Source organism: Streptomyces liangshanensis, assembly GCF_011694815.1.
Lineage (GTDB): Bacteria > Actinomycetota > Actinomycetes > Streptomycetales > Streptomycetaceae > Streptomyces > Streptomyces liangshanensis.
In genome coordinates, this window is the sequence record NZ_CP050177.1 from 2,479,105 (window position 1) to 2,500,071 (window position 20,967).

A 20,967-nucleotide genomic window follows, 5' to 3' on the forward strand; every position below is an offset into this window, starting at 1 on the left:
CAGGGGTCCGCGCGCTCACGGCATGGCCTTGCGGGCCGTGGCGAAGCGGGGGCGTTTGTTGAGGTCGGGGTGGTCCGCGGCGTCCGCCCAGCCGGACTCCTCGCTGAAGATCCAGGGCACCTGGCCGCCCTGGGTGTCCGCGTGCTCGACGACGACGAGCCCGCCGGGCCGCAGCAGGCGGTGCGCGGTGCGCTCGATGCCGCGGATCGTGTCGAGGCCGTCCTCGCCGGAGAAGAGTGCCATCTGCGGGTCGTGGTCCCGGGCCTCGGGGGCCACGTACTCCCACTCGGTGAGCGGGATGTACGGCGGGTTGGAGATGACCAGGTCGACCTGTCCGTCGAGCTCCGGGAGCGCCGTGAGGGCGTCTCCCTGGTGCACGGTGACCCGGGACCCCTCGGCGTTCTTGCGCGTCCACGTGAGGGCGTCCTCGGACAGCTCCACGGCGTGCACCCGCGAGCGGGGCACCTCCTGCGCCATGGCGAGCGCGATCGCGCCGGAGCCCGAGCAGAGGTCCACGATGAGCGGCTCGACGACGTCCATGGCCCGTACGGCGTCTATCGCCCAGCCGACGACCGACTCGGTCTCGGGGCGGGGGACGAAGACCCCGGGGCCCACCTGGAGCTCCAGGTAGCGGAAGAAGGCGCGGCCGGTGATGTGCTGGAGCGGCTCGCGGGCCTCGCGGCGGGCGATGGCCTCCCAGTACCGGGCGTCGAAGTCCGTGTCCTTGACGTGGTGCAGCTCGCCCCGCTTGACGCTGTGCACGTAGGCGGCGAGCTCCTCCGCGTCGAAGCGCGGTGAGGGCACGCCCGCGTCGGCCAGCCGCTGGGTGGCCTGGGCCACCTCGGCGAGCAGCAGACTGCGGGGTGCGGGCCCGCGGCGGAGCCGCTGAGGGTCGCTGGGCCCCCCAGATGATGGCTGCACGCTGGTTCCTCCGGACTGCGAGAGTGGTCGGGGCGGGGAGTGGGTCGGGGACGGGTTACTGGGCGGCGGCGAGCTTGGCCGCGGAATCGGCGTCCACACAGGCCTGGATGACCGCGTCCAGCTCCCCGTCGAGCACCTGGTCCAAGTTGTACGCCTTGAAGCCGACGCGGTGGTCCGAGATCCGGTTTTCCGCGAAGTTGTACGTACGGATCTTCTCGGAGCGGTCGACCGTGCGTACCTGGCTGCGACGGACGTCCGAGGCGGCGAGGTCGGCCTCCTCCTGCGCGGCGGCGAGGAGCCGCGAGCGCAGGATGCGCATGGCCTGCTCCTTGTTCTGGAGCTGGCTCTTCTCGTTCTGGCAGGAGGCGACGACGCCGGTCGGCACGTGGGTGATGCGCACGGCGGAGTCGGTGGTGTTGACGGACTGGCCGCCGGGGCCCGAGGAGCGGTAGACGTCGATCCGCAGGTCGTTGGGGTTGATCTCGACCTCGATCTCCTCGGCCTCGGGGGTCACGAGGACACCGGCGGCGGAGGTGTGGATACGGCCCTGGGACTCGGTGGCGGGCACGCGCTGCACGCGGTGCACGCCGCCCTCGTACTTGAGCCGGGCCCAGACGCCCTGTCCGGGCTCGGTGGCGCCGTTGCCGCCCTTGGTCTTCACGGCGACCTGGACGTCCTTGTAGCCGCCCAGCTCGGACTCGGTGGCGTCGATGATCTCGGTCTTCCAGCCGACGCGCTCGGCGTACCGCAGGTACATGCGGAGCAGGTCGCCGGCGAAGAGCGCGGACTCGTCGCCGCCCGCGCCCGCCTTCACCTCCAGGATGACGTCCTTGTCGTCGCTGGGGTCGCGGGGCACGAGCAGCAGGCGGAGCTTCTCGGTGAGCTGCTCGCGCTGCTTCTCCAGGTCCTTGACCTCGGCGGCGAAGTCGGGGTCGTCGACCGCGAACTCGCGGGCCGTCCCGATGTCGTCCCCGGTCTGCTTCCAGGAGCGGTACGTGGTGATGATCGGAGTGAGCTCGGCGTAACGCTTGTTGAGCTTGCGCGCGTTGGCCTGGTCCTGGTGGACCGACGGGTCGGCGAGCTTCTTCTCCAGATCGGCGTGCTCGCCGATCAGTTCCTCGACCGCCTCGAACATCGGGGTCTCCTGGGTTGATGCGAAAGTGCTGCGCACGGGTTGCGAAGGTGCTTCGGGACGCCAAAGCGCCGGTCTCGATGCCCGGGAGAGGGCACCGAGGACCGGCGCGGGTTGCTCGCTACTTCTTGGCGGCGGCGGCCTTGCCGAAGCGGGCCTCGAAGCGGGCCACGCGGCCACCGGTGTCGAGGATCTTCTGCTTGCCCGTGTAGAACGGGTGGCACTCGGAGCAGAGGTCGGCGCGGATGGTGCCCGACTCGATCGTGCTCCGGGTGGTGAACGAGGCACCGCAGGTGCAGCTGACCTGGGTCTCGACGTACGCGGGGTGGGTGTCGCGCTTCAAGGTGTCTCCTAGGGAACATCCCCGCCGGGGGCGGGGAAGGCTCCGGGTCGCACGTGCTGAGTGCTCGTACGTGAACCGGGGCCGACGAGCCAGTCTGCCAGGACCGGCCGCATCTGCCCAAACCGGGGGGCGCCCGGATGTATTCCGGGGGGCGTACCGGTGGCGGGCGCGTACGGGCGGCGGGGGCGCGCGTCAGCCGCCCTCGACGACCCGGCCCACGTTCTCCTTGTCGCCCGCCGAGTCCTTGGTGGCGGACGCCGGGATCGGGCGGTCGTGCGCGAGGGCCGTCCAGACCTGCTTCGACTCCTTCGCCAGCGGCAGTACGCGGTTCTCGTCGGCCGGGTCGTAGCGCACCGGCAGCGTGATCATCTTGAGGTTCTTGCCGCCGATGTCCTTGAGGCCGCCGGCGAAACCGATCAGTTTGTTCACCGAGTCGAGCTGGGAGTCGGGGGTGATCGCGCTGGTCGCCGTGTCGGCGAGGTCGAAGAGCTTCTTGGGGTTGCTGAACACCCCGACGCTCTTGATCTGGCTGATCAGCGACTTGATGAAGATCTGCTGGAGCTGGATACGGCCCAGGTCGCTGCCGTCGCCGATGCTGTGCCGGGTCCTGACGAGCCCGAGCGCCTGCTCCCCGTGGAGCGTGTGCGTGCCGGCGGCGAGCTTGAGGTGGCTCTTGGGGTCGTCGATGGCCCGCGTCGTGGTGATCTTCACCCCGCCCAGCTCGTCGATGATCTTCTTGAAGCCGGTGAAGTCGACCTCGATGTAGTGGTCCATGCGGATGCCGGACATCGACTCGACGGTCTTGACCGCGCAGGCGGGCCCGCCGGCCTCGTACGCGCTGTTGAACATGACGAGGTGCTGGGGCGGCACCCGGTGGCCCTTGGAGTCGGTGCACGCGGGCCGGTCCACCAGGGTGTCCCGCGGTATGGACACCACGCTGGCCTTCTTGTGGCCCTTGTAGACGTGCACGACCATCGCCGTGTCCGACCGGGCCGTACCGCTGTCGCGGCCGTACTCGTCGTTCTTCCCGGCCCGGGAGTCCGACCCGAGGACCAGGATGTCCTCGGAGCCGTTGTCGACGTTGTGGGGGCGCGCGGTGCCGAGCTGGGCGTTGATGTCGACGCCCTTGATGTTGCCGTTCAGCTTGAAGTACACGTACGTGAGACCGCCGCCGCAGACCACGAGCAGGGCGGCCAGGCACCACACCAGGACGACGACCGGCCGGCGGTGCTTGCCGGGCGCCCTGTGGCGTCTGCCACGGGCCCCTACGGGCCCCCCGCTCGGTTCGGTCATGGATCTCCTCGGTCCGTGGTGCCGGTCCCGCCGCCTCCCGCCGGGGCCGTCCGGGCCGCCGGGGCCCGAAACCGGCCGTTTCTCGCCACCGGGCTGTTTATCGTCACATATACAGACGGTGAAGGACCACGCGGGGTTCCACAACCGGGCAGAACGCGCGGAACCGCCCCGGCACGGGGTGCCGGGGCGGTTCTGGGGAGCGTACGAGCGGCGGAACCGTCAGTCGTTGCCGTTGCCCGGCGTCGTCTTCTGGATCTGCAGCAGGAACTCCGCGTTCGACTTCGTCTGCTTCATCTTGTCCAGGAGCAGTTCGATCGAGGACTGCTGGTCGAGGGCGTGCAGCACCCGGCGCAGCTTCCAGACGACGGCGAGCTCGTCGCTGCCGAGCAGGATCTCTTCCTTACGGGTGGAGGACGCGTCCACGTCCACCGCCGGGAAGATGCGCTTGTCGGAGAGCTTCCGGTCGAGCTTGAGCTCCATGTTGCCGGTGCCCTTGAACTCCTCGAAGATCACCTCGTCCATGCGCGAGCCGGTCTCCACGAGCGCGGTGGCGAGGATGGTCAGCGAGCCGCCGTCCTCGATGTTGCGCGCCGCGCCGAAGAAGCGCTTCGGCGGGTAGAGCGCGGTCGAGTCGACACCACCGGACAGGATGCGTCCCGAGGCGGGCGCGGCGAGGTTGTACGCACGGCCCAGTCGGGTGATCGAGTCCAGCAGGACGACCACGTCGTGACCCAGCTCGACCAGGCGCTTCGCCCGCTCGATGGCCAGCTCGGCGACGGTGGTGTGGTCCTCGGCCGGGCGGTCGAAGGTCGAGGAGATGACCTCGCCCTTGACCGACCGCTGCATGTCGGTGACCTCTTCGGGCCGCTCGTCCACGAGCACGACCATCAGGTGGCACTCGGGGCTGTTGACCGTGATCGCGTTGGCGATGGCCTGGAGGATCATGGTCTTACCGGTCTTCGGCGGGGCCACGATCAGACCGCGCTGGCCCTTGCCGATGGGGGCGACGAGGTCGATGATCCGCGTCGTCAGCACCCCGGGGTCGGTCTCCAGGCGGAGCCGGTCCTGCGGGTAGAGCGGGGTCAGCTTCTGGAACTCGGGACGGCCGCGGCCGGAGTCGGCGCCCATGCCGTTCGCGGAGTCGAGCCGGACGAGCGCGTTGAACTTCTCGCGGCGCTCGCCGTCCTTGGGCTGGCGCACCGCGCCGGTGACGTGGTCACCCTTGCGCAGGCCGTTCTTGCGGACCTGGGCGAGGGACACGTACACGTCGTTGGGACCCGGCAGGTAGCCGGAGGTCCTGATGAACGCGTAGTTGTCGAGGATGTCGAGGATGCCCGCGACGGGGATCAGCACGTCGTCGTCGGCGACCTGCGGCTGGTCGGGGCCGAACTCCTCGCGGCCACGGCGCCCGCGGCGGTCGCGGTAGCGTCCGCGACGGCCCCTGCGGCCGCCCGCCTCGTCGTCGTAGTCGTCCTGGGGGCCGTTGTTCTGCGGGCCGGTGTTCTGGGGGCCCGCCTGGGCCGGGGCGCCCGCGCCGCGGTTGTCGCGCTGCTGGCGCTGGCCGCCGCCCTGGCCGCCCTGCTGCTGGCCGCCCTGCTCGTCGCCCTTGCCCCGGCGGTCGCGCTGGCGGTCACGGCGGTCGCCGCGCTCGCCGCGGTCCCGCTCGCCGCGCTGGCCGCGGTCCTGGCGGCCCTGCCGGCCGTCGGCGTCGCCCTGGCCGTTCACCTGCGCGTTCGCCTGGGCGGACACGGAGACGGCGGCCTCGGCCTTGGTGTCGGGCTGCGCCTCGACCTTGACGTCGGCCGGCGCGGCCTCGGTCCTGGTGTCGGTCCTCGCCTCGGAACGGGCGCCCTCGGGGCTGCCCGCCTGGGCGGTGGCCCGGCGGCGGCGGCGCTCGCCCGCGGGCTGGTCGTCGCTGGCCGGCTGACCCGGGATGTCGATCTGCTGCTGGGCGACGGCCTGCTCGGCCTGGGGCGCCGCGGCGGCGGCCGCCGACTCGCCCGTACGGGCCTTGGAGGTGGCGCGGCGCTTCGGCTTGGCCTCGCCGTCGGAGCCGCCGGTCTCGGCGCTCTTCGGCGCGGACGCGGAACCGGCCTGCGTCTCCTTGATGACCTCGATCAGCTGGCTCTTGCGCATCCGCGCGGTGCCCCTGATGCCGAGGCCGGACGCGACCTGCTGAAGCTCGGCCAGGACCATGCCCTCAAGGCCGGTGCCGGAGCGGCGGCGCCGTGCGGTGGTGCCAGTGGCAGCACCTTCGGCGGGCGCGGTCGTGTCGACGCTGTTGTCGGCAGTCACGCCCATCAGATCGGTGGTGTCGCTCACGAAGGGTCCTTCCCTGGAGCGGACGTCGGCCTTCTGGCTCGGCGACCGGTTGTGCTGTCCGGCTGCGGTCCCATCTTGTGGACCGTGCCGGGGCGGTGGTCCCGCCGGGTACGGCGGAGAAACATGCGTACGTGCCATGGGTCCGGCCCGAGGTCCCCCTGCTCGGCCCACCGCTGGGAAAAACGGGGGGTGTCGTGCCGGTTCCGGTGCGTGCTCAAAACTGCTCAGGCAGGCTGCTCAGGCAGTTGGGGAGGCTCCCGGAAGAAAGGTGGTCCCGAAACGGGACACGAAGCACCGCGCCTGAAAGACGTCGGTTGCAGACTTGAGGTTAACACTACCGGCTCCAACAAACATTCCCCCTCTCACTCACCGGCAATCCCGGCTCACGGGCCTTCCGGCCCCTGTGCCTGGGCCCGGTCGGGCCCGAGCGGCAGTACACACGCGCCTCCGGCGTCGAGGGACAGCCGGTTCGCCGCCCAGCCCTCGCCCGCCAGTCGCGCGACCTTGTCCGCCGCGCCGTCCTCGGCCAGCGCGAGGACCGTGGGGCCCGCGCCGGAGATGACCGCGGGGACGCCGTCCGCGCGCAGCCGGTTGACGAGCGCGACGCTCTCCGGCATCGCCGGGGCCCGGTAGTCCTGGTGCAGCCGGTCCTCGGTGGCGGGCAGCAGCAGCTCGGGACGCCTGGTCAGCGCCTCGACGAGCAGCGCGGCACGACCGGCGTTGACGGCCGCGTCCACATGGGGGACGGAGCGCGGGAGCAGCCCGCGCGCCGTCTCCGTCAGCACGGGCCGGCCGGGCACGAAGACCACCGGAACGATGGAACGGGCCGGTTCCATCCGGATGGCGCGGGCCGCTCCCCCGTCCGTCCAGGCCAGGGTGAACCCGCCCAGCAGGCACGCCGCGACGTTGTCGGGGTGTCCCTCGATCTCGCTCGCCAGCTCCAGCAACGACGCGTCGTCCAGGCGGGCGTCGCCGCCTATGGTCACCGCGCGGGCGGCGAGGATGCCGGCGCAGATGGCCGCCGACGACGAGCCGAGCCCGCGGCCGTGCGGGATGCGGTTGGCGCACACGACCTCCAGGCCGCGCGGCTGTCCCCCGAGCAGGTCGAAGGCGGTGCGCAGGGACCGTACGAGCAGGTGGTTCTCGTCGCGGGGAAGCGTGTCCGCGCCCTCGCCCGCGATGTCGATGTGCAGGCCGGAGTCGGCGACGCGGACGACCACGTCGTCGTACAGCCCCAGCGACAGGCCGAAGGCGTCGAAGCCGGGACCGAGGTTGGCGCTGGTGGCGGGGGTGCGCACCCGTACGGCGGCGGCGCGGAACGAGGGACCGGCCATCGCTCTGACGACTCTCCTTGACTGCGGGACCTGCGTGGGGATCTGCGGGCACTGCGGGAAATACGGGGCGTGCGTGAGGATCTGCGGAACGGCGGGATTTCGGCGGTACGACGGTATACCGGACGCCCGGGCCGCGGGGTCGACAGCGCGGCAGCACGTTGCGGCACGGCGGGTTGGCCACAGCCTATCGAAGGAAGGTTCCATGGCGACATAGGGCGCACAGGAGGCGCACGATGCGTGTCGCGTGCCTGCGTGTGCGCCTGTGACCATGGTGTCCCGGAGGGGCCTCCCGGAGGCGGCCCGCCCGGGACGGGCCGGACAGGATCTACGCGTCCGCCAGGCCCAGCCGGCGGGCGGCGACCGCGGCGTCGACGGGGACGACGGACGGCTGCGGGGCGCCTGCAGTGGCCCATTCCGGGTCCTTGAGGCCGTTGCCGGTGACCGTGCAGACGATGCGCTGGCCGGGGTCGACCTTGCCCTCGTCGACGGCCTTGAGCAGTCCGGCGACGGAGGCGGCCGAGGCGGGTTCCACGAACACACCCTCCTGCGCGGCCAACAGGCGGTAGGCGGACAGGATCTGGCGGTCCGTCACCTCGTCGATGAACCCGCCGGACTCGTCACGCGCGTCGAGCGCGAACTGCCAGGACGCCGGGTTGCCGATCCGGATCGCGGTGGCGACGGTGTGCGGGTCCTTGACGACCTCGCCGCGCACGATCGGGGCCGAACCGGACGCCTGGAAGCCCCACATACGCGGGGTACGGCCGGCCGGCCCGTTCGCGGCGTACTCGGTGTAACCCTTCCAGTACGCCGTGATGTTGCCGGCGTTCCCGACGGGCAGCACATGGATGTCGGGGGCGTCGCCGAGCGCGTCCACGATCTCGAACGCGGCGGTCTTCTGACCCTCGATACGTACCGGATTGACCGAATTGACCAGGGCCACCGGGTAGTTGTCGGAGAGCGAGCGGGCCAGCGTCAGGCAGTCGTCGAAGTTGCCCTCGACCTGGAGGATCTTGGCGCCGTGGACGAGGGCCTGGCCCATCTTGCCCAGCGCGATCTTGCCCTGCGGTACGAGCACGGCGCAGACCATGCCGGCGCGGACCGCGTACGCGGCGGCCGACGCCGAGGTGTTGCCGGTGGAGGCGCAGATGACCGCCTTCGCGCCCTCCTCCGCGGCCCGGGTGATCGCCATGGTCATGCCGCGGTCCTTGAAGGAACCGGTGGGGTTGGCGCCCTCGACCTTGAGATGCACCTCACACCCCGTGCGCTCCGACAGCACCTGCGCGGGGACCAGGGGCGTACCGCCCTCCCGGAGGGTGATGACGGCCGCGCCGTCCGTCACCGGGAGGCGGTCCCGGTACTCCTCGATGATGCCGCGCCACTGATGGGTACCCCGCTGGGTGCCGATGCTGGTGGTCATGGGTCCCTTACTCCCCTTCAACACGCATGATGCTGGCGACACCGCGCACGGTGTCGAGCTTGCGCAGCGCCTCGACGGTCCCGGAGAGGGCCGCGTCGGCCGCGCGGTGGGTGACGACGACGAGGGAGGCCTCGCCGTCCTTTCCCTTCTGGCGGACGGTGTCGATGGACACGCCGTGCTCGGCGAAGACCGTCGCGACCTGGGCGAGCACGCCCGGCTTGTCGGCCACGTCGAGGTTGATGTGGTAGCGGGTGACGACCTCGCCCATGGAGCTGACGGGCAGCCGGGTGTAGGCGGACTCGCCGGGCCCGGTCGCGCCGTTCAGCTTGTTGCGGCAGACCGCGACCAGGTCGCCGAGGACGGCCGAGGCGGTCGGGGCGCCGCCCGCGCCGGGGCCGTAGAACATCAGCTGTCCGGCGGCCTCGGCCTCGACGAAGACCGCGTTGTACGCCTCGCGCACGGAGGCGAGCGGGTGGCTGAGCGGGATCATCGCGGGGTGGACCCGCGCGGTGACCGACTTGCCGTCGGCCGCGCGCTCGCAGATCGCGAGGAGCTTGACCGTGCAGCCCATGCGCTGGGCGGAGGCGAGGTCCGCGGAGGTGACCTCCGTGATGCCCTCGCGGTGCACGTCGTCCAGGCGTACGCGGGTGTGGAAGGCGATCCCGGCGAGGATGGCGGCCTTGGCGGCGGCGTCGAAGCCCTCGACGTCGGCGGTCGGGTCGGCCTCCGCGTACCCGAGGGCGGTGGCCTCGTCCAGCGCCTCCGAGTAGCCGGAGCCCGCGGTGTCCATCCGGTCGAGGATGAAGTTCGTCGTGCCGTTGACGATGCCGAGGACCCGGTTGACGGTGTCCCCCGCCAGGGACTCGCGCAGCGGCCTGATCAGCGGGATGGCCCCGGCGACCGCGGCCTCGAAGTACAAGTCCCTGCCGTGCCGCGCGGCGGCGTCGTAGAGGGTCGTGCCGTCCTTGGCGAGCAGCGCCTTGTTGGCGGAGACGACGGACGCGCCGTGCTCGAAGGCGGTGGTGATGAGCGTACGGGCGGGCTCGATGCCGCCGATGACCTCGACGACCACGTCGATGTCGCCGCGTTTGACCAGGGCGGTGGCGTCGGTCGTGATCAGGGCGGGGTCGATGCCCTCGCGGACCTTGGAGGGCCGCCGGACGGCGACCCCCGCCAGCTCCAGCGGGGCGCCGATCCGCGCGGCGAGGTCGTCGGCGTGCGTCGTCATGATGCGCGCCACCTCTGAGCCGACCACGCCACAGCCCAGGAGCGCCACCTTCAGCGGACGCGTACGCATCATCCGACCTCGTTTCCTCTTACTGAGTGTGAACCAGTCTCACGCACCGGACGGAAGTATCTACCGTCCGTCCAGATCCCGAGACACCAATTCCATCATCCGATGTCGAGCCGCAGGAGATCTTCCTCCGTCTCGCGGCGGACCACGACCCTGGCCTCGCCGTCCTTGACCGCCACGACGGGCGGGCGGAGCGCGTGGTTGTAGTTGCTGGCCATCGAACGGCAGTACGCGCCGGTGGCGGGCACGGCGATCAGGTCGCCGGGGGCCAGGTCGGCGGGGAGGTAGGCGTCCCGTACGACGATGTCACCGCTCTCGCAGTGCTTGCCGACCACGCGCGACAGCATGGGCTCGGCGTCGGAGCGGCGTGAGACCAACGCCACGCTGTAGTCCGCGTTGTAGAGGGCCGTACGGATGTTGTCGGACATGCCGCCGTCGACGCTGACGTACGTCCGCAGCCCTTCGAGTGGCTTGATCGTGCCGACCTCGTACAGCGTGAAGGCGGTGGGGCCGACGATCGCGCGCCCGGGCTCGACGGAGATCCGGGGGGTGGCGAGCCGGGCCGCCTCGCACTCGCGCGTGACGATGTCCAGCAGCGACTTCGCGATGTCGTACGGCTCCTTCGGGTCGTCCTCGGAGGTGTACGCGATCCCGAGGCCGCCGCCGAGGTCGATCTCGGGCAGCTCGACGCCGTGCTCGTCGCGGATCTCGGCGAGGAGCTGGACGACGCGGCGGGCGGAGACCTCGAATCCGGCCATGTCGAAGATCTGCGAGCCGATGTGCGAGTGGATGCCGATCAGCTCGATGCCGTCGAGCTTGAGGGCCCGCCGGACGGCCTCGGCGGCCTGGCCGTCGGCGAGCGCGATGCCGAACTTCTGGTCCTCGTGGGCGGTGGCGATGAACTCGTGCGTGTGGGCCTCGACGCCGACGGTGACGCGGATCTGGACGGGCTGGCGGCGGCCGAGGCGCTGCGCGATGTGCGCGACGCGGACGATCTCCTGGAAGGAGTCGAGGACGATGCGGCCGACGCCGACGGAGACGGCGCGCTCGATCTCCTCGGCGGACTTGTTGTTGCCGTGGAAGGCGATGCGCTCGGGGGGCATGCCGCCGGCGAGGGCGGTGGCCAGCTCGCCGCCGGAGCAGACGTCGAGATTGAGCCCTTCCTCGGTGAGCCAGCGCACGACGGCGCGGGAGAGGAACGCCTTGCCCGCGTAGAACACGTCGGCGTTGGGGCCGAAGGCGTCGGACCAGGCGCGGCAGCGGGCCCGGAAGTCGGCCTCGTCGAGGAAGTAGGCGGGGGTGCCGAACTCCTCGGCCAGCCGCGTCACCTCGATCCCGGCGACGGTGGCGACGCCGTCGTCGTTGCGCCGGACCGTACGCGACCAGACCTTCTCGTCCAGGACGTTGAGGTCGGCGGCGGGGGCGGAGTAGTGCCCGTCGGGGAAGACATCGGCGTGGCGGGGCCCTGCGGGGTGTGCGGAACGGCTCATCTCGTGGCTCTCAAGGTCTCTCAGGTCTCAACGACGGTCTGTCTTCAACGGTCTGTCTGCGACGGTCTGTCTGCGACCGTCTAGAGGAATTCCGGGGCGTCGATGCCGAGCAGGGTCAGGCCGCCGGCCAGCACGGCCCCGGCGGCCTCGGCGAGCGCGATCCGGGAGCGGTGGGCGGCCGAGGGTTTCTCGTCCCCGACGGGCAGGACGCGCCCGCTCTCCAGGAACCGGAGCACGGCTTCGGCGACGTCCTCCAGCCCCCGGGCGACGTGATCGGGCGCGCGCCGCCGCGCGGCGGCCTCCAGGACGGCGGGGTGGTCGCGGAGGAGGCGGGCGAGGGTGGTCCGGGTGGGGGTGGTGTGCGCGTCCGGGGCCTGGTCGTGGTCCGGGCCCTGGTCCGGGACCGGGGTCTGGTCCTGGGGGATGCCCAGCCGCTCGGCGGCGCGGGTGACGGCGCGGGTACGGGCGTGGGCGTACCGCACCCGGAACAGGGGGTTGCTCTCGCGCTGCACGAGCAGCCCGTCGGCGGCGGGCCCGCTCGGGGGCCGCTCGCGCGCGGGGGTCCGCAACAGCGCCCACCGCGCCGCGTCGGCGCCGAGCCGGCCGAAGAGGTCGTCCCCGGCGGGCGCCGGGACCACGCGGAGCGTCTCGGGCACGGGGGGCGGGGTGGCCGTACGAGCACCGTCTGTGGGATTCGTCACAGTCGCGCCCTGCGTGCGGAGGACGGCGGTCACCGCTTCCGTCCAGACGCGGGCGCGGGGCTCCTCCGGAGTCGCCAAGCACACCGTGGTGCCGGTCAGGGTGGTGCCGTGGCCGTAGCGGGGGCCGGCGCGCAGCACCGTACGGACCAGGGTGGCGTCGGTGTCGTCGGCGGCGAGGGTGAAGTTGAGGAAGCCGGGGCCCGTGATCTCGACCCGGGCGATGCCCTCGTCGGTGGCGACCCGGGCGCGCAGGATCTCGGCGACCTCGCGGGGCGCCAGCCCCGCGCCGCCGGCCAGGCGCAGCGCCGCGTTGGTCGCGTAGTCCCCGCTCCCGCCGGGCCGGGGCCGCTCGACCACCACCCGCTCGGGCACGGCCACGCGCAGGGCGCCGTCCGCCACCGCGCGGCGCACGGCGTGCAGCACGGTCCTGGAGAGATCGGCGGGGGTCACGGGACCAGCGTAGGGGAGGAGGGGGTACCCCACGCGACCTCGTTCCGCGATGCGGTCGGCGGGGGACGAGGTTCCTGGTCAGCCTCGTGTGCTTTCCGCGTGACCCGCGCCGTGGCGGTCGTCGAAGGAGGGTGGGCAGTCCTGGTGGGTCAGGCGGCGGACGAGCCGGATCAGCTCGGCCGGCTCGAAGGGCTTCGCCAGGAACGCGTCCACCCCGGCCGTGAGGCCGGCCTCCACCTCGTACTGCGTGCAGGCGCTGACGATCGCGAGCGGCAGCCGGCTGGTGCGCGGATCGGCGCGCAGCCGGGAGGCCGTCCTGAGCCCGTCCAGGCGTGGCATGACCACATCGAGGGTGATGAGATCCGGCCTGACCTCGTGCACGACCTCCAGGCATTCGGCACCGTCGGCCGCGGTCACGACCTCGAAGCCCTCCAGCTCGAGATTGACCCTGATCAGCTGCCTGATCACTCGGTTGTCGTCGACAACGAGCACCCGGCCGGATGCACTTGACACATATCGAGAGTAGGTCGGACTCCCGCGCCGCGTCCGGGTTTTGGCCAATTGCCGGTCGGCCCCGGGAGCGGGACGGGCGGCGCAACGCGCCGGGGAGGCCGCGGGCGCGGGGGGTCTCCCGGCCCGCCCGTACCGCCTACGCTCCACGCATGGAGCAGAACGAAGTTGTCCTCAGGGCCATCGGCATCCTCACCCAGTCCGCGGAGTGGATCCGTACGGCGGGCCGGCACCCCGAGAGCACGGACAGCCCCGACGGCCCCGGGGGCCCGGACGACCCGTCGGCGGGCGCCGCCGGGCGGGGCGGGTCCGGCGAGGGCCAGATCGGCTCGCTGCTCGCCGAGGTCTTCCCGTCGTTCGAGGTGTCGTCCGACGCGACACCCCTGGAGGCGGCCCACGCGGTGACCGAGGCCGCGCTGCCGGCCATCATGCAGCTCATCGGGGCGTTCACGTACGTCCACTCCGAACTGGCCCAACTCCACGACTCCGGCCGCTCGGACATCACGTCCGAGGAACTCCTCCGCGACCTCGCCCTCCGCATGTCCCGCCCCCCGCAGGACAACTGACGATCGTCGTCGGGCAATAAGAAAGCCGCTTGGCAGGTTCCTCGGCGTGAAGGCTGAGGCTGCCAAACGGCTTCTCAAGGCACGTTCCGCTGATTCCAGCGGTCGTGCCCCCGGCAGGATTCGAACCTGCGCACCCGGCTCCGGAGGCCGATGCTCTATCCCCTGAGCTACGGGGGCGTTGTCGCTTTGTGTGGCGACGTGTGAAACCTTACCAGCTCCGGTGGGGTGGCCGTGAACAGGTATTTCGGGGTGCCGCCGCGGAGTGGGCGGGCGGTGTCAGGCGCGGAGGTACGTGAGGACCGCCAGGACGCGGCGGTGGGTGTCGTCCGCCGGGGGGAGGTCCAGCTTCGCGAGGATGTTGCCGATGTGTTTGCCCACCGCGGCCTCGGAGACGACCAGTTGGCGGGCCACCGACGCGTTGGACCTGCCCTCCGCGATCAGGGCGAGCACCTCGCGTTCGCGGGGTGTCAGGCGTTCCAGCGGGTCGCGGCGGCGGCGCAGCAGTTGCCGTACGACCTCGGGGTCCACGACCGTGCCGCCCGCGGCCACCGCCCGGAGCGCCGCGTCGAAGTCCTCGACCTGGCCGACGCGGTCCTTGAGGAGGTAGCCGACGCCCGTACCGTCCCCGGAGTCGAGGAGGTCGGCGGCGTAGGCGCGCTGGACGTACTGGCTCAGGACCAGGACCGGGAGGGACGGGTCGCCCTCACGCAGCGCCACGGCCGCCCGCAGCCCCTCGTCCTGGAAGCCGGGTGGCATCCGTACGTCCGTGACCACGAGGTCGGGGGTGTGCCGGGAGACCGCCGCCGTCAGGGCGTCCGCGTCGCCGACCGCCGCCACGACCTGGTGGCCGAAGCGGTCCAGGAGGGCGGTCAGGCCTTCCCTGAGCAGCACGCTGTCCTCCGCCAGGGCGATGCGGAGCCCCTGGGGCGCGGGAGGAGGGGGTGGGGCGTGGCGCGTTCCGGTCACGTCCGCAGTCTGTCATCAGGCCGAGGACCGCCTGTTCCTGGCCGGAGCCGTCTTCTTCGCCCCGGTGGTCTTCTTCGCCGCCGACGACTTCTTGGCGGTGGCCGCCTTCTTCGCCGTGGTCTTCTTCGCGGCCTGTGTCTTCTTCGCCGTCCCCGTGCTCTTCGCCGCTGTCTTCCTGGCCGCCTGCTTCCGCCGGGGAAGCTCCGTCACCTGGGCGTCGCCCCCGGTGTCCTCCCCCTCCCCCTCCTCGCCCCGCGACTCCTTCGCCGCCCGCACACTGCTCTCCAGCGCCGACATGAGGTCCAGGACCTTGCCGCCGCCGCGCTCGGCGGGCCCCTGCTCCACGACCGTCCCGCCCGACGCCTTGGCCGCGATCAGTTCCTCGACCGCCTCCCGGTAGTCGTCGTGCAGCGTCTTCAGGTCGACCGAGCCGAGGGTGTCCATCAGCGCGTCGGCCAGGTCGAGTTCGGCGTCCCGTACCGACACCGGCGCCTCCGGCGCGACCCCCTCGGGCGCCCGGATCTCGTCCGGCCAGAGCAGGCCGTGCATCGCGATCACGTCGTCGACCACCCGCAGCATGCCGAGGCGCTCCCGCCCGCGCAGCGCGTACTTGGCGATCGCGACCTTCTCGCTGCGCTTGAGCGCCTCCCGCAGCAGTGTGTACGGCTTCGCGGCCGGCACCCCGTTCGCCGAGAGGTAGTACGAGGCGTCCATCTGGAGCGGGTCGATCGACGCCGCCGGGACGAACGCCACGATCTCGATCGTCTTCGCGGTCGGCAGCGGCAGCGAGGCCAGGTCCTCGTCCGTGATCGGGATCATGGAGCCGTCGGAGTCCTCGTACGCCTTGCCGATCTCCGCCGAGGACACCTCCCGCTCCTCCAGCTCGCACACCTTCCGGTAGCGGATGCGTCCCCCGTCCTCCTTGTGGATCTGGCGGAAGGAGATGGAGTGGTTCTCGGTCGCGTTCACCAGCTTGATCGGGATGCTGACCAGCCCGAAGGAGATCGCGCCGTTCCAGATGGATCGCACGTCGACCCCTCCCTTTCCGGATCTGAGGAATGTCCCGGCCGGGAATGTTCTGGATTCACCGGAATGTGAGGAACATGTGGGATTCTCATCGTATGACGCCGATCACAGAGGTGGAGGGGCGGCGCCTGAGCCTGAGCAACCTCGACAAGGTGCTGTACGCCGCCACCGGCACCACCAAGGGCGAGCTGCTCCACTACTACGCCCGTACGGCGGCCCCTCTCCTGGCCCATCTGGCGCACCGGCCGGTCTCGTTCCTGCGCTATCCGGACGGGCCCGAGGGGCAGCGTTTCTTCACCAAGAATCCGCCGCCCGGTACGCCCGCCTGGGTGCGGATCGCCGAGGTGCCCCGCGCGACCGCGCAGGTCGGCCGCCAGGTGGTGATCGGGGACCTGCCCTCGCTGATGTGGGCCGCGAACCTGGTCGTGGAATTCCACACGCCCCAGTGGCCGGTCGAGGAGCCGCGCCGGGCGGACCGGCTGGTGTTCGACCTGGACCCGGGGGCGCCCGCGACGGCCGTCGAGTGCTGCGCGGTGGCGCTGTGGCTGCGGGAGCGGTTGGCGGCGGACGGGCTGACGGCGTACGCGAAGACCTCGGGCTCCAAGGGGCTGCACCTGCTGGTCGCGCTGGAGCCGACGGACTCGGACGAGGTGTCGGCGTACGCGAAGCGCCTGGCGGTCGAGGCGGAGGGCGCCAGGCCGGAGCTGGCGCTGCACCGCATGAACCGCTCGCTGCGGCCGGGCAAGGTCTTCGTCGACCACAGCCAGAACAACGCCGCGAAGACGACCGCGGCGCCGTACACCGTACGAGCGCGGCGGGAGCCGACCGTCTCCACCCCGCTGACCTGGGAGGAGGTCGAGCGCTGCACGGACGCGGAGCAGCTGGTGTTCCGGCTGGACGACCTGGCGGGGCGGCTGGAGCGGTACGGGGACGTCCTCGCCCCGCTCCTGGACGGCGGGCGGGCGGGGCAGCTGCCCCCGGGATTCTGAGCGGTCGCCGCGCGCCCCCTTGAGTACCCCCCGGCCCCTCAGCGCCCCCAGACCCGCCGGTCCCGCGCCGCCCCGTACACCGCCTCCACGTCGGCCGCCTTCAGGACGCCCTCCGGATCCGCCAGCGCCGCCACCTCCGCCTCGCGCACGACCCGTACGCCCAGGAGCGGCCCCGCGACCTCCAGCCGCGACGCCCCCACCACCACGAGCACCGGCCGCACCGCCGTCGCCAGCGCCCGCGAGGCCCGTTCCGCGGCGTCGCGGAGGTGGCCGAGCAGGGGCGCGGGCGCCGCGAAGCCCGTACGAACCATCGGGTCGACGATCCGGATCCGCCGGTTCCGGGCGGCCAGTGTGCGGATCGCCAGGACACCCGCCGGGCCGATCAGCAGATGGTCGATCCGGACGGCCGGATCCGCCCCCGGCAGCGGCACGGAGTGCAGCACGCGCGGGCCCGCGCCGGCGAACGGCCGTTCCAGCCGGTCCAGCTCCTCCCCCACCACCTGCCGCGCGAGCAGCTCCGCACGGCGCGGATCCCGGCGCGACACCGGCCCGCCGACCCGCCACACCCGGTCCGCCCGCCCCGCCCGGCCAACCGGACCCGCCCGGTCCGCCCCGAGCCCCCCGGGCAGCGCGTCCAGTACGGCGTGCAGCTCCTCGCCCGGCCGGTTCGGCGCCAGGTCGTCGTCCGGGTGCAGCGCGAGCCGGTCCAGCTCGGCCGGGGTCGGTACGGGCGGCGGCCCCACGGTCACCTCACCGCTCAGGTACGGCGCCAGCGCGGCCAGCACCTCTTCGCGTCCGGCCCCGGGCAGCAGGCTGACGCGTCCGGCGCTCCTGTCGTACCAGGCCACGGCCGTACCGTCCGGCAGCGTCACGTACAGCCGGTCCCGGCCGTAGCGCGGCGCCGGGGCGACACGTAATCGGGTCATCCCTCATCACTCCCCACGTCGGCGGACGGAAATGCCCCCGGACGCGCCGCCTCCGTACGGCACACTCTCCCCTGACACGTGTCCCCCGGAAGGAATCCCACCCATGATCATTTTTGGTACCAAGGGCTATCTCTATCAACTGGCCATATTGACGCTGGTGTGCGGCAGTTGCGGCAACCCCTCGGCGCACACTCTCCGCAAGCAGGTCACCAAGTTCACGCTGTTCTTCGTGCCGCTGTTCCCCTTCTCCACGAAGTACCGGACGCAGTGCACGTTCTGCGGCATGGAGCAGCGGTTGCAGAAGGAGCAGGCGGACCAGCTCCTGGCGCAGGGCGCGCACACGCCGTCGCCCCGCCCCTGACGTGAGTTCGACATGCCTCGCACCCTGACATAAGCGGGCATAAGGCATGCCTCCTTGCTACGTTGCGGGGCATGACCGCAACGAGGGCGGACCCGCCCCCGCCCGAGCTACGCCTCCCCAAGCGCCGGGGCGTCGAACTCTCCCTCCTCGTCTGCGCCGTCGTCATCTCCGTCTTCGGCTACGTCAGCGTCGGGCTCGGCAGGAACGACGCCGTCCCGCCCGACGCGGCGCGCTACGGCGCCGGCCTCGGCCTGCTCGCGCTCCTCGCGCACCTCGCCGTGCGCCTCCGCGCCCCGTACGCGGACCCGCTGCTGCTCCCCATCGCGGTCCTCCTCAACGGCCTCGGCCTGGTCCTCATCTACCGGCTCGACCTGGAGACCCCGCATGACCAGGCCGCGCCCGCCCAGCTGGTCTGGTCCACGTTCGGCGTCGCGCTCTTCATCGCCGCCGTGCTGTTCCTGCGCGAGGCCCGCGTCCTCCAGCGGTACGCGTACCTGTGCGTCGCCGCCGCGCTCGTCCTGCTGATCGTGCCGATCTTCTTCCCGGCCGTGAACGGGGCCAAGATCTGGATCAGGATCGGCGGACTCTCCTTCCAGCCCGGGGAGTTCGCCAAGATCCTGCTCGCCGTCTTCTTCGCCTCGTACCTCGCCGCGAACCGCGACGCCCTCGCCTACACCGGCCGCCGGCTCTGGTGGAAGCTCCAACTGCCCACCGGCCGGGTGCTCGGGCCGATCGTCTCGATCTGGCTGCTCAGCGTCATCGTCCTGGTCCTCGAACGGGACCTGGGCACCTCGCTCCTCTTCTTCGGGCTCTTCGTGATCCTGCTGTACGTGGCGACGGGGCGCATCGGCTGGATCGCGGTCGGCCTGCTGCTCGCGGCGGTCGGGGCGTTCGTGGTCGGGTCGTACGAGCCGCACGTCCACGGCCGGGTCGAGGACTGGCTCTCGCCGTTCGCGTCCATCGACGCGGGACAGGGGCCCGGCCAGCTCGCGCAGTCCCTCTTCGCGTTCGCCGCCGGCGGGATGTTCGGTACGGGCCTCGGCCTCGGCGAGTCGGTCCTGATCGGGTTCGCCGCCAAGTCCGACTTCATCCTGGCCACGGCGGGCGAGGAACTGGGCCTGGCCGGACTGACCGCGATCTTCCTGCTGTACGCGCTGCTCGTCGCCCGCGGCTACCGCGCCGGCCTCGCCCTGCACCACCCCTTCGGACAGCTCCTGGCCGTCGGGCTCTCCTCCATCCTCGCCCTCCAGGTCTTCGTGATCGCGGGCGGGGTGATGGGGCTGATCCCGCTGACCGGCATGGCGATGCCCTTCCTCGCGCAGGGCGGTTCGTCGGTCGTCACCAACTGGATCATCGTGGCCCTGCTGATCCGGGTCAGCGACGCGGCCCGCGGGCCGCGCCCCGAGCCGGTGGAGCCGGACGCCGCCGTCCCGGTGGCCGAGGGGACGGAGTCGCGCTGATGATCCGCCAGATCCGCCACACCGCCGCGTTCTGCCTGGTCCTGCTGGTCGCGCTGCTCGTGAACGCGGGCCGGATCCAGGTCGTCGACGCGGACTCGCTCGACGACAACCCCGCCAACCGCCGCCAGACCGTGGCCCGTTTCGAGCAGCGGCGCGGCGACATCCTCGTCGGCGGCAAGGCGGTCACCGGCTCGGTGGACACCGGCGAGCAGCTGCGCTTCGAGCGCACGTACGCGGACGGCCCGCTGTACGCGCCCGTCACCGGCTACGCCTCCCAGACGTACGGGACGACCCTGTTGGAGAACGCCGAGGACTCCCTGCTCACCGGGACGAACCCGCTGCTCGCGCCCCTGCCTTTCTGGAACGACGTCACCCGCGGCCGCCAGCCGGGCGGCCGTGTCGCCACGACCGTGCGGGCGTCGATGCAGCGGGCCGCGTTCGACGGGCTGGCCGGCCGGCGGGGCGCGGTCGCGGCGATCCAGCCGTCGAGCGGCCGGATCCTGGCGCTGGTCAGCAGCCCCTCGTACAACCCGGAACAGCTGTCGGGCACCGGCCCCGCCGTCACGGCGGCCTGGACCGCGCTGACCGGCGCGGAGGCGCAGCCGATGCTGAACCGGGCGATCCGGCAGACCTATCCGCCGGGCTCCGCGTTCAAGATCGTGACCGCGGCGGCGGCGCTGGACGCGGGGGTGGTCACGGACGTCGACGCGCCCACCTCCGTACCCGACCCGTACGTCCTGCCGGGGACGACCACGACGCTGCCCAACGAGGTGGACGGGTGCGACCGGGCGTCGCTGGCCTTCGCGATCACCTTCTCCTGCAACTCGGTGATGGCGGGGCTCGGGGTGAAGGTGGGGGCGGCCGACATGCTGGACACGGTGGAGAAGTTCGGCTTCAACGACACGGGGATCCGGATCCCGTCCGGGGTGGCCGCGTCCAACTTCGACACGGAGATGTCGGACGACCAGCTGGCGCTGTCCTCGATCGGTCAGTTCGACACGCGGGCGACCCCGCTCCAGATGGCGATGGTGGCCTCGGCGGTCGCCAACGGCGGTGACCTCAGGCGCCCTTACCTGGTCGACCGGACGACGTCCGCCGACGGCGACCCGGTCTCCCGCACCGCGGAGCGGACCTACCGGCAGGTGATGGACCCCTCGACGGCCCGGCGGGTACGGCAGTTGATGGTCGACGTCGTCGAGGAGGGCACGGGGACGAACGCGGGCATCGACGGCGCCACGGTCGGCGGCAAGACCGGCACGGCCCAGCACGGCATCGGCAACGCCGGTGTCCCGTACGCCTGGTTCATCGCGTGGGCCCAGGCGGACGACGCGGGAGAGCCGGCGGTCGCGGTGGCCGTGGTGGTCGAGGACGCGGAGGCGGACCGCTCGGACATCAGCGGGGGCGGCGACGCGGCGCCGATCGCCCGGGCGGTGATGGAGGCGGCGTTGGCGGAGTGAGAGTGAGGG

19 protein-coding genes and 1 tRNA gene are annotated in these 20,967 nt (G+C 72.0%); 5 read left to right on the forward strand and 15 right to left on the reverse strand.

What is annotated here, in order from left to right; all coding sequences use genetic code 11:
• Positions 1-15: 15 nt before the first annotated feature.
• The 11 genes from prmC to HA039_RS10505 form a co-directional block, all read right to left on the reverse strand.
• A complete protein-coding gene (gene prmC / locus HA039_RS10455; RefSeq protein WP_208298783.1) occupies positions 16-855 on the reverse strand; it encodes a peptide chain release factor N(5)-glutamine methyltransferase in 840 nt (279 codons plus the stop codon).
• Positions 856-976: 121 nt separating this feature from the next.
• A complete protein-coding gene (prfA, locus tag HA039_RS10460) occupies positions 977-2,056 on the reverse strand; it encodes a peptide chain release factor 1 (protein WP_167036547.1) in 1,080 nt (359 codons plus the stop codon).
• Between the two features lie 118 nt (positions 2,057-2,174).
• A complete protein-coding gene (gene rpmE / locus HA039_RS10465; protein ID WP_167027123.1) occupies positions 2,175-2,396 on the reverse strand; it encodes a 50S ribosomal protein L31 in 222 nt (73 codons plus the stop codon).
• A gap of 192 nt (positions 2,397-2,588) precedes the next feature.
• On the reverse strand, positions 2,589-3,689 hold the full coding sequence (locus HA039_RS10470) for an LCP family protein (protein WP_167027126.1): 1,101 nt from the start codon (positions 3,687-3,689) through the stop codon (positions 2,589-2,591).
• A 219-nt stretch (positions 3,690-3,908) separates the two neighbouring features.
• Positions 3,909-6,011 carry a transcription termination factor Rho gene (gene rho / locus HA039_RS10475; protein WP_167027129.1) on the reverse strand — a complete coding sequence of 701 codons (2,103 nt, stop codon included), beginning with the start codon at positions 6,009-6,011 and terminating at the stop codon, positions 3,909-3,911.
• Between the two features lie 383 nt (positions 6,012-6,394).
• Positions 6,395-7,345 carry a homoserine kinase gene (thrB, locus tag HA039_RS10480; RefSeq protein WP_167027131.1) on the reverse strand — a complete coding sequence of 317 codons (951 nt, stop codon included), beginning with the start codon at positions 7,343-7,345 and terminating at the stop codon, positions 6,395-6,397.
• 325 nt (positions 7,346-7,670) lie between these two features.
• Positions 7,671-8,762: a threonine synthase gene (thrC, locus tag HA039_RS10485; protein ID WP_167027134.1), complete on the reverse strand. Its 1,092-nt coding sequence runs from the start codon at positions 8,760-8,762 to the stop codon at positions 7,671-7,673.
• Between the two features lie 7 nt (positions 8,763-8,769).
• Entirely contained in the window at positions 8,770-10,059 is a 1,290-nt protein-coding gene (locus HA039_RS10490; RefSeq protein ID WP_167036550.1) for a homoserine dehydrogenase, read from the reverse strand.
• A gap of 95 nt (positions 10,060-10,154) precedes the next feature.
• On the reverse strand, positions 10,155-11,546 hold the full coding sequence (lysA, locus tag HA039_RS10495; protein ID WP_167027137.1) for a diaminopimelate decarboxylase: 1,392 nt from the start codon (positions 11,544-11,546) through the stop codon (positions 10,155-10,157).
• A gap of 80 nt (positions 11,547-11,626) precedes the next feature.
• The gene (nrtL, locus tag HA039_RS10500; protein WP_167027140.1) at positions 11,627-12,697 is read right to left on the reverse strand and encodes an ArgS-related anticodon-binding protein NrtL; all 1,071 of its coding nucleotides are present in this window, start codon (positions 12,695-12,697) and stop codon (positions 11,627-11,629) included.
• A gap of 78 nt (positions 12,698-12,775) precedes the next feature.
• Positions 12,776-13,258: a response regulator gene (locus HA039_RS10505; RefSeq protein ID WP_167027143.1), complete on the reverse strand. Its 483-nt coding sequence runs from the start codon at positions 13,256-13,258 to the stop codon at positions 12,776-12,778.
• Positions 13,259-13,359: 101 nt separating this feature from the next.
• Between HA039_RS10505 and HA039_RS10510 the strand changes: the two genes are divergently transcribed.
• Positions 13,360-13,773 carry a hypothetical protein gene (locus tag HA039_RS10510; protein ID WP_167027146.1) on the forward strand — a complete coding sequence of 138 codons (414 nt, stop codon included), beginning with the start codon at positions 13,360-13,362 and terminating at the stop codon, positions 13,771-13,773.
• A gap of 105 nt (positions 13,774-13,878) precedes the next feature.
• Here HA039_RS10510 and HA039_RS10515 read toward each other — a convergent pair.
• From HA039_RS10515 to ku, 3 genes are all read right to left on the reverse strand, one after another.
• Positions 13,879-13,950: transfer RNA gene (locus HA039_RS10515), tRNA-Arg, on the reverse strand.
• 99 nt (positions 13,951-14,049) lie between these two features.
• The gene (locus HA039_RS10520; protein ID WP_208298579.1) at positions 14,050-14,739 is read right to left on the reverse strand and encodes a response regulator; all 690 of its coding nucleotides are present in this window, start codon (positions 14,737-14,739) and stop codon (positions 14,050-14,052) included.
• A gap of 15 nt (positions 14,740-14,754) precedes the next feature.
• Complete coding sequence (gene ku, locus HA039_RS10525) at positions 14,755-15,768, reverse strand: non-homologous end joining protein Ku (RefSeq protein ID WP_167027149.1); 1,014 nt, start codon at positions 15,766-15,768, stop codon at positions 14,755-14,757.
• Positions 15,769-15,860: 92 nt separating this feature from the next.
• Between ku and ligD the strand changes: the two genes are divergently transcribed.
• Positions 15,861-16,754 carry a non-homologous end-joining DNA ligase gene (ligD, locus tag HA039_RS10530; RefSeq protein WP_167027152.1) on the forward strand — a complete coding sequence of 298 codons (894 nt, stop codon included), beginning with the start codon at positions 15,861-15,863 and terminating at the stop codon, positions 16,752-16,754.
• A gap of 38 nt (positions 16,755-16,792) precedes the next feature.
• Here the strand turns inward: ligD and HA039_RS10535 are convergent, their stop codons facing one another.
• Entirely contained in the window at positions 16,793-17,680 is an 888-nt protein-coding gene (locus HA039_RS10535; protein WP_167027155.1) for a nuclease-related domain-containing protein, read from the reverse strand.
• 103 nt (positions 17,681-17,783) lie between these two features.
• On the opposite strand from HA039_RS10535, the gene HA039_RS10540 reads away from it, so the two are divergent.
• The 3 genes from HA039_RS10540 (at position 17,784) to HA039_RS10550 (ending at position 20,958) form a co-directional block, all read left to right on the forward strand.
• Complete coding sequence (locus HA039_RS10540; RefSeq protein WP_167027158.1) at positions 17,784-18,041, forward strand: zinc-ribbon domain-containing protein; 258 nt, start codon at positions 17,784-17,786, stop codon at positions 18,039-18,041.
• 71 nt (positions 18,042-18,112) lie between these two features.
• Positions 18,113-19,501, forward strand: a complete 1,389-nt coding sequence (locus tag HA039_RS10545; RefSeq protein ID WP_167027160.1) for an FtsW/RodA/SpoVE family cell cycle protein — start codon at positions 18,113-18,115, stop codon at positions 19,499-19,501.
• Positions 19,501-20,958 (forward strand): penicillin-binding transpeptidase domain-containing protein, encoded by a 1,458-nt coding sequence (locus HA039_RS10550; protein WP_167027163.1) that lies wholly within the window; start codon positions 19,501-19,503, stop codon positions 20,956-20,958. The genes HA039_RS10545 and HA039_RS10550 overlap by 1 nt, the downstream gene beginning before the upstream one ends.
• The last annotated feature ends 9 nt before the right edge of the window (positions 20,959-20,967 follow it).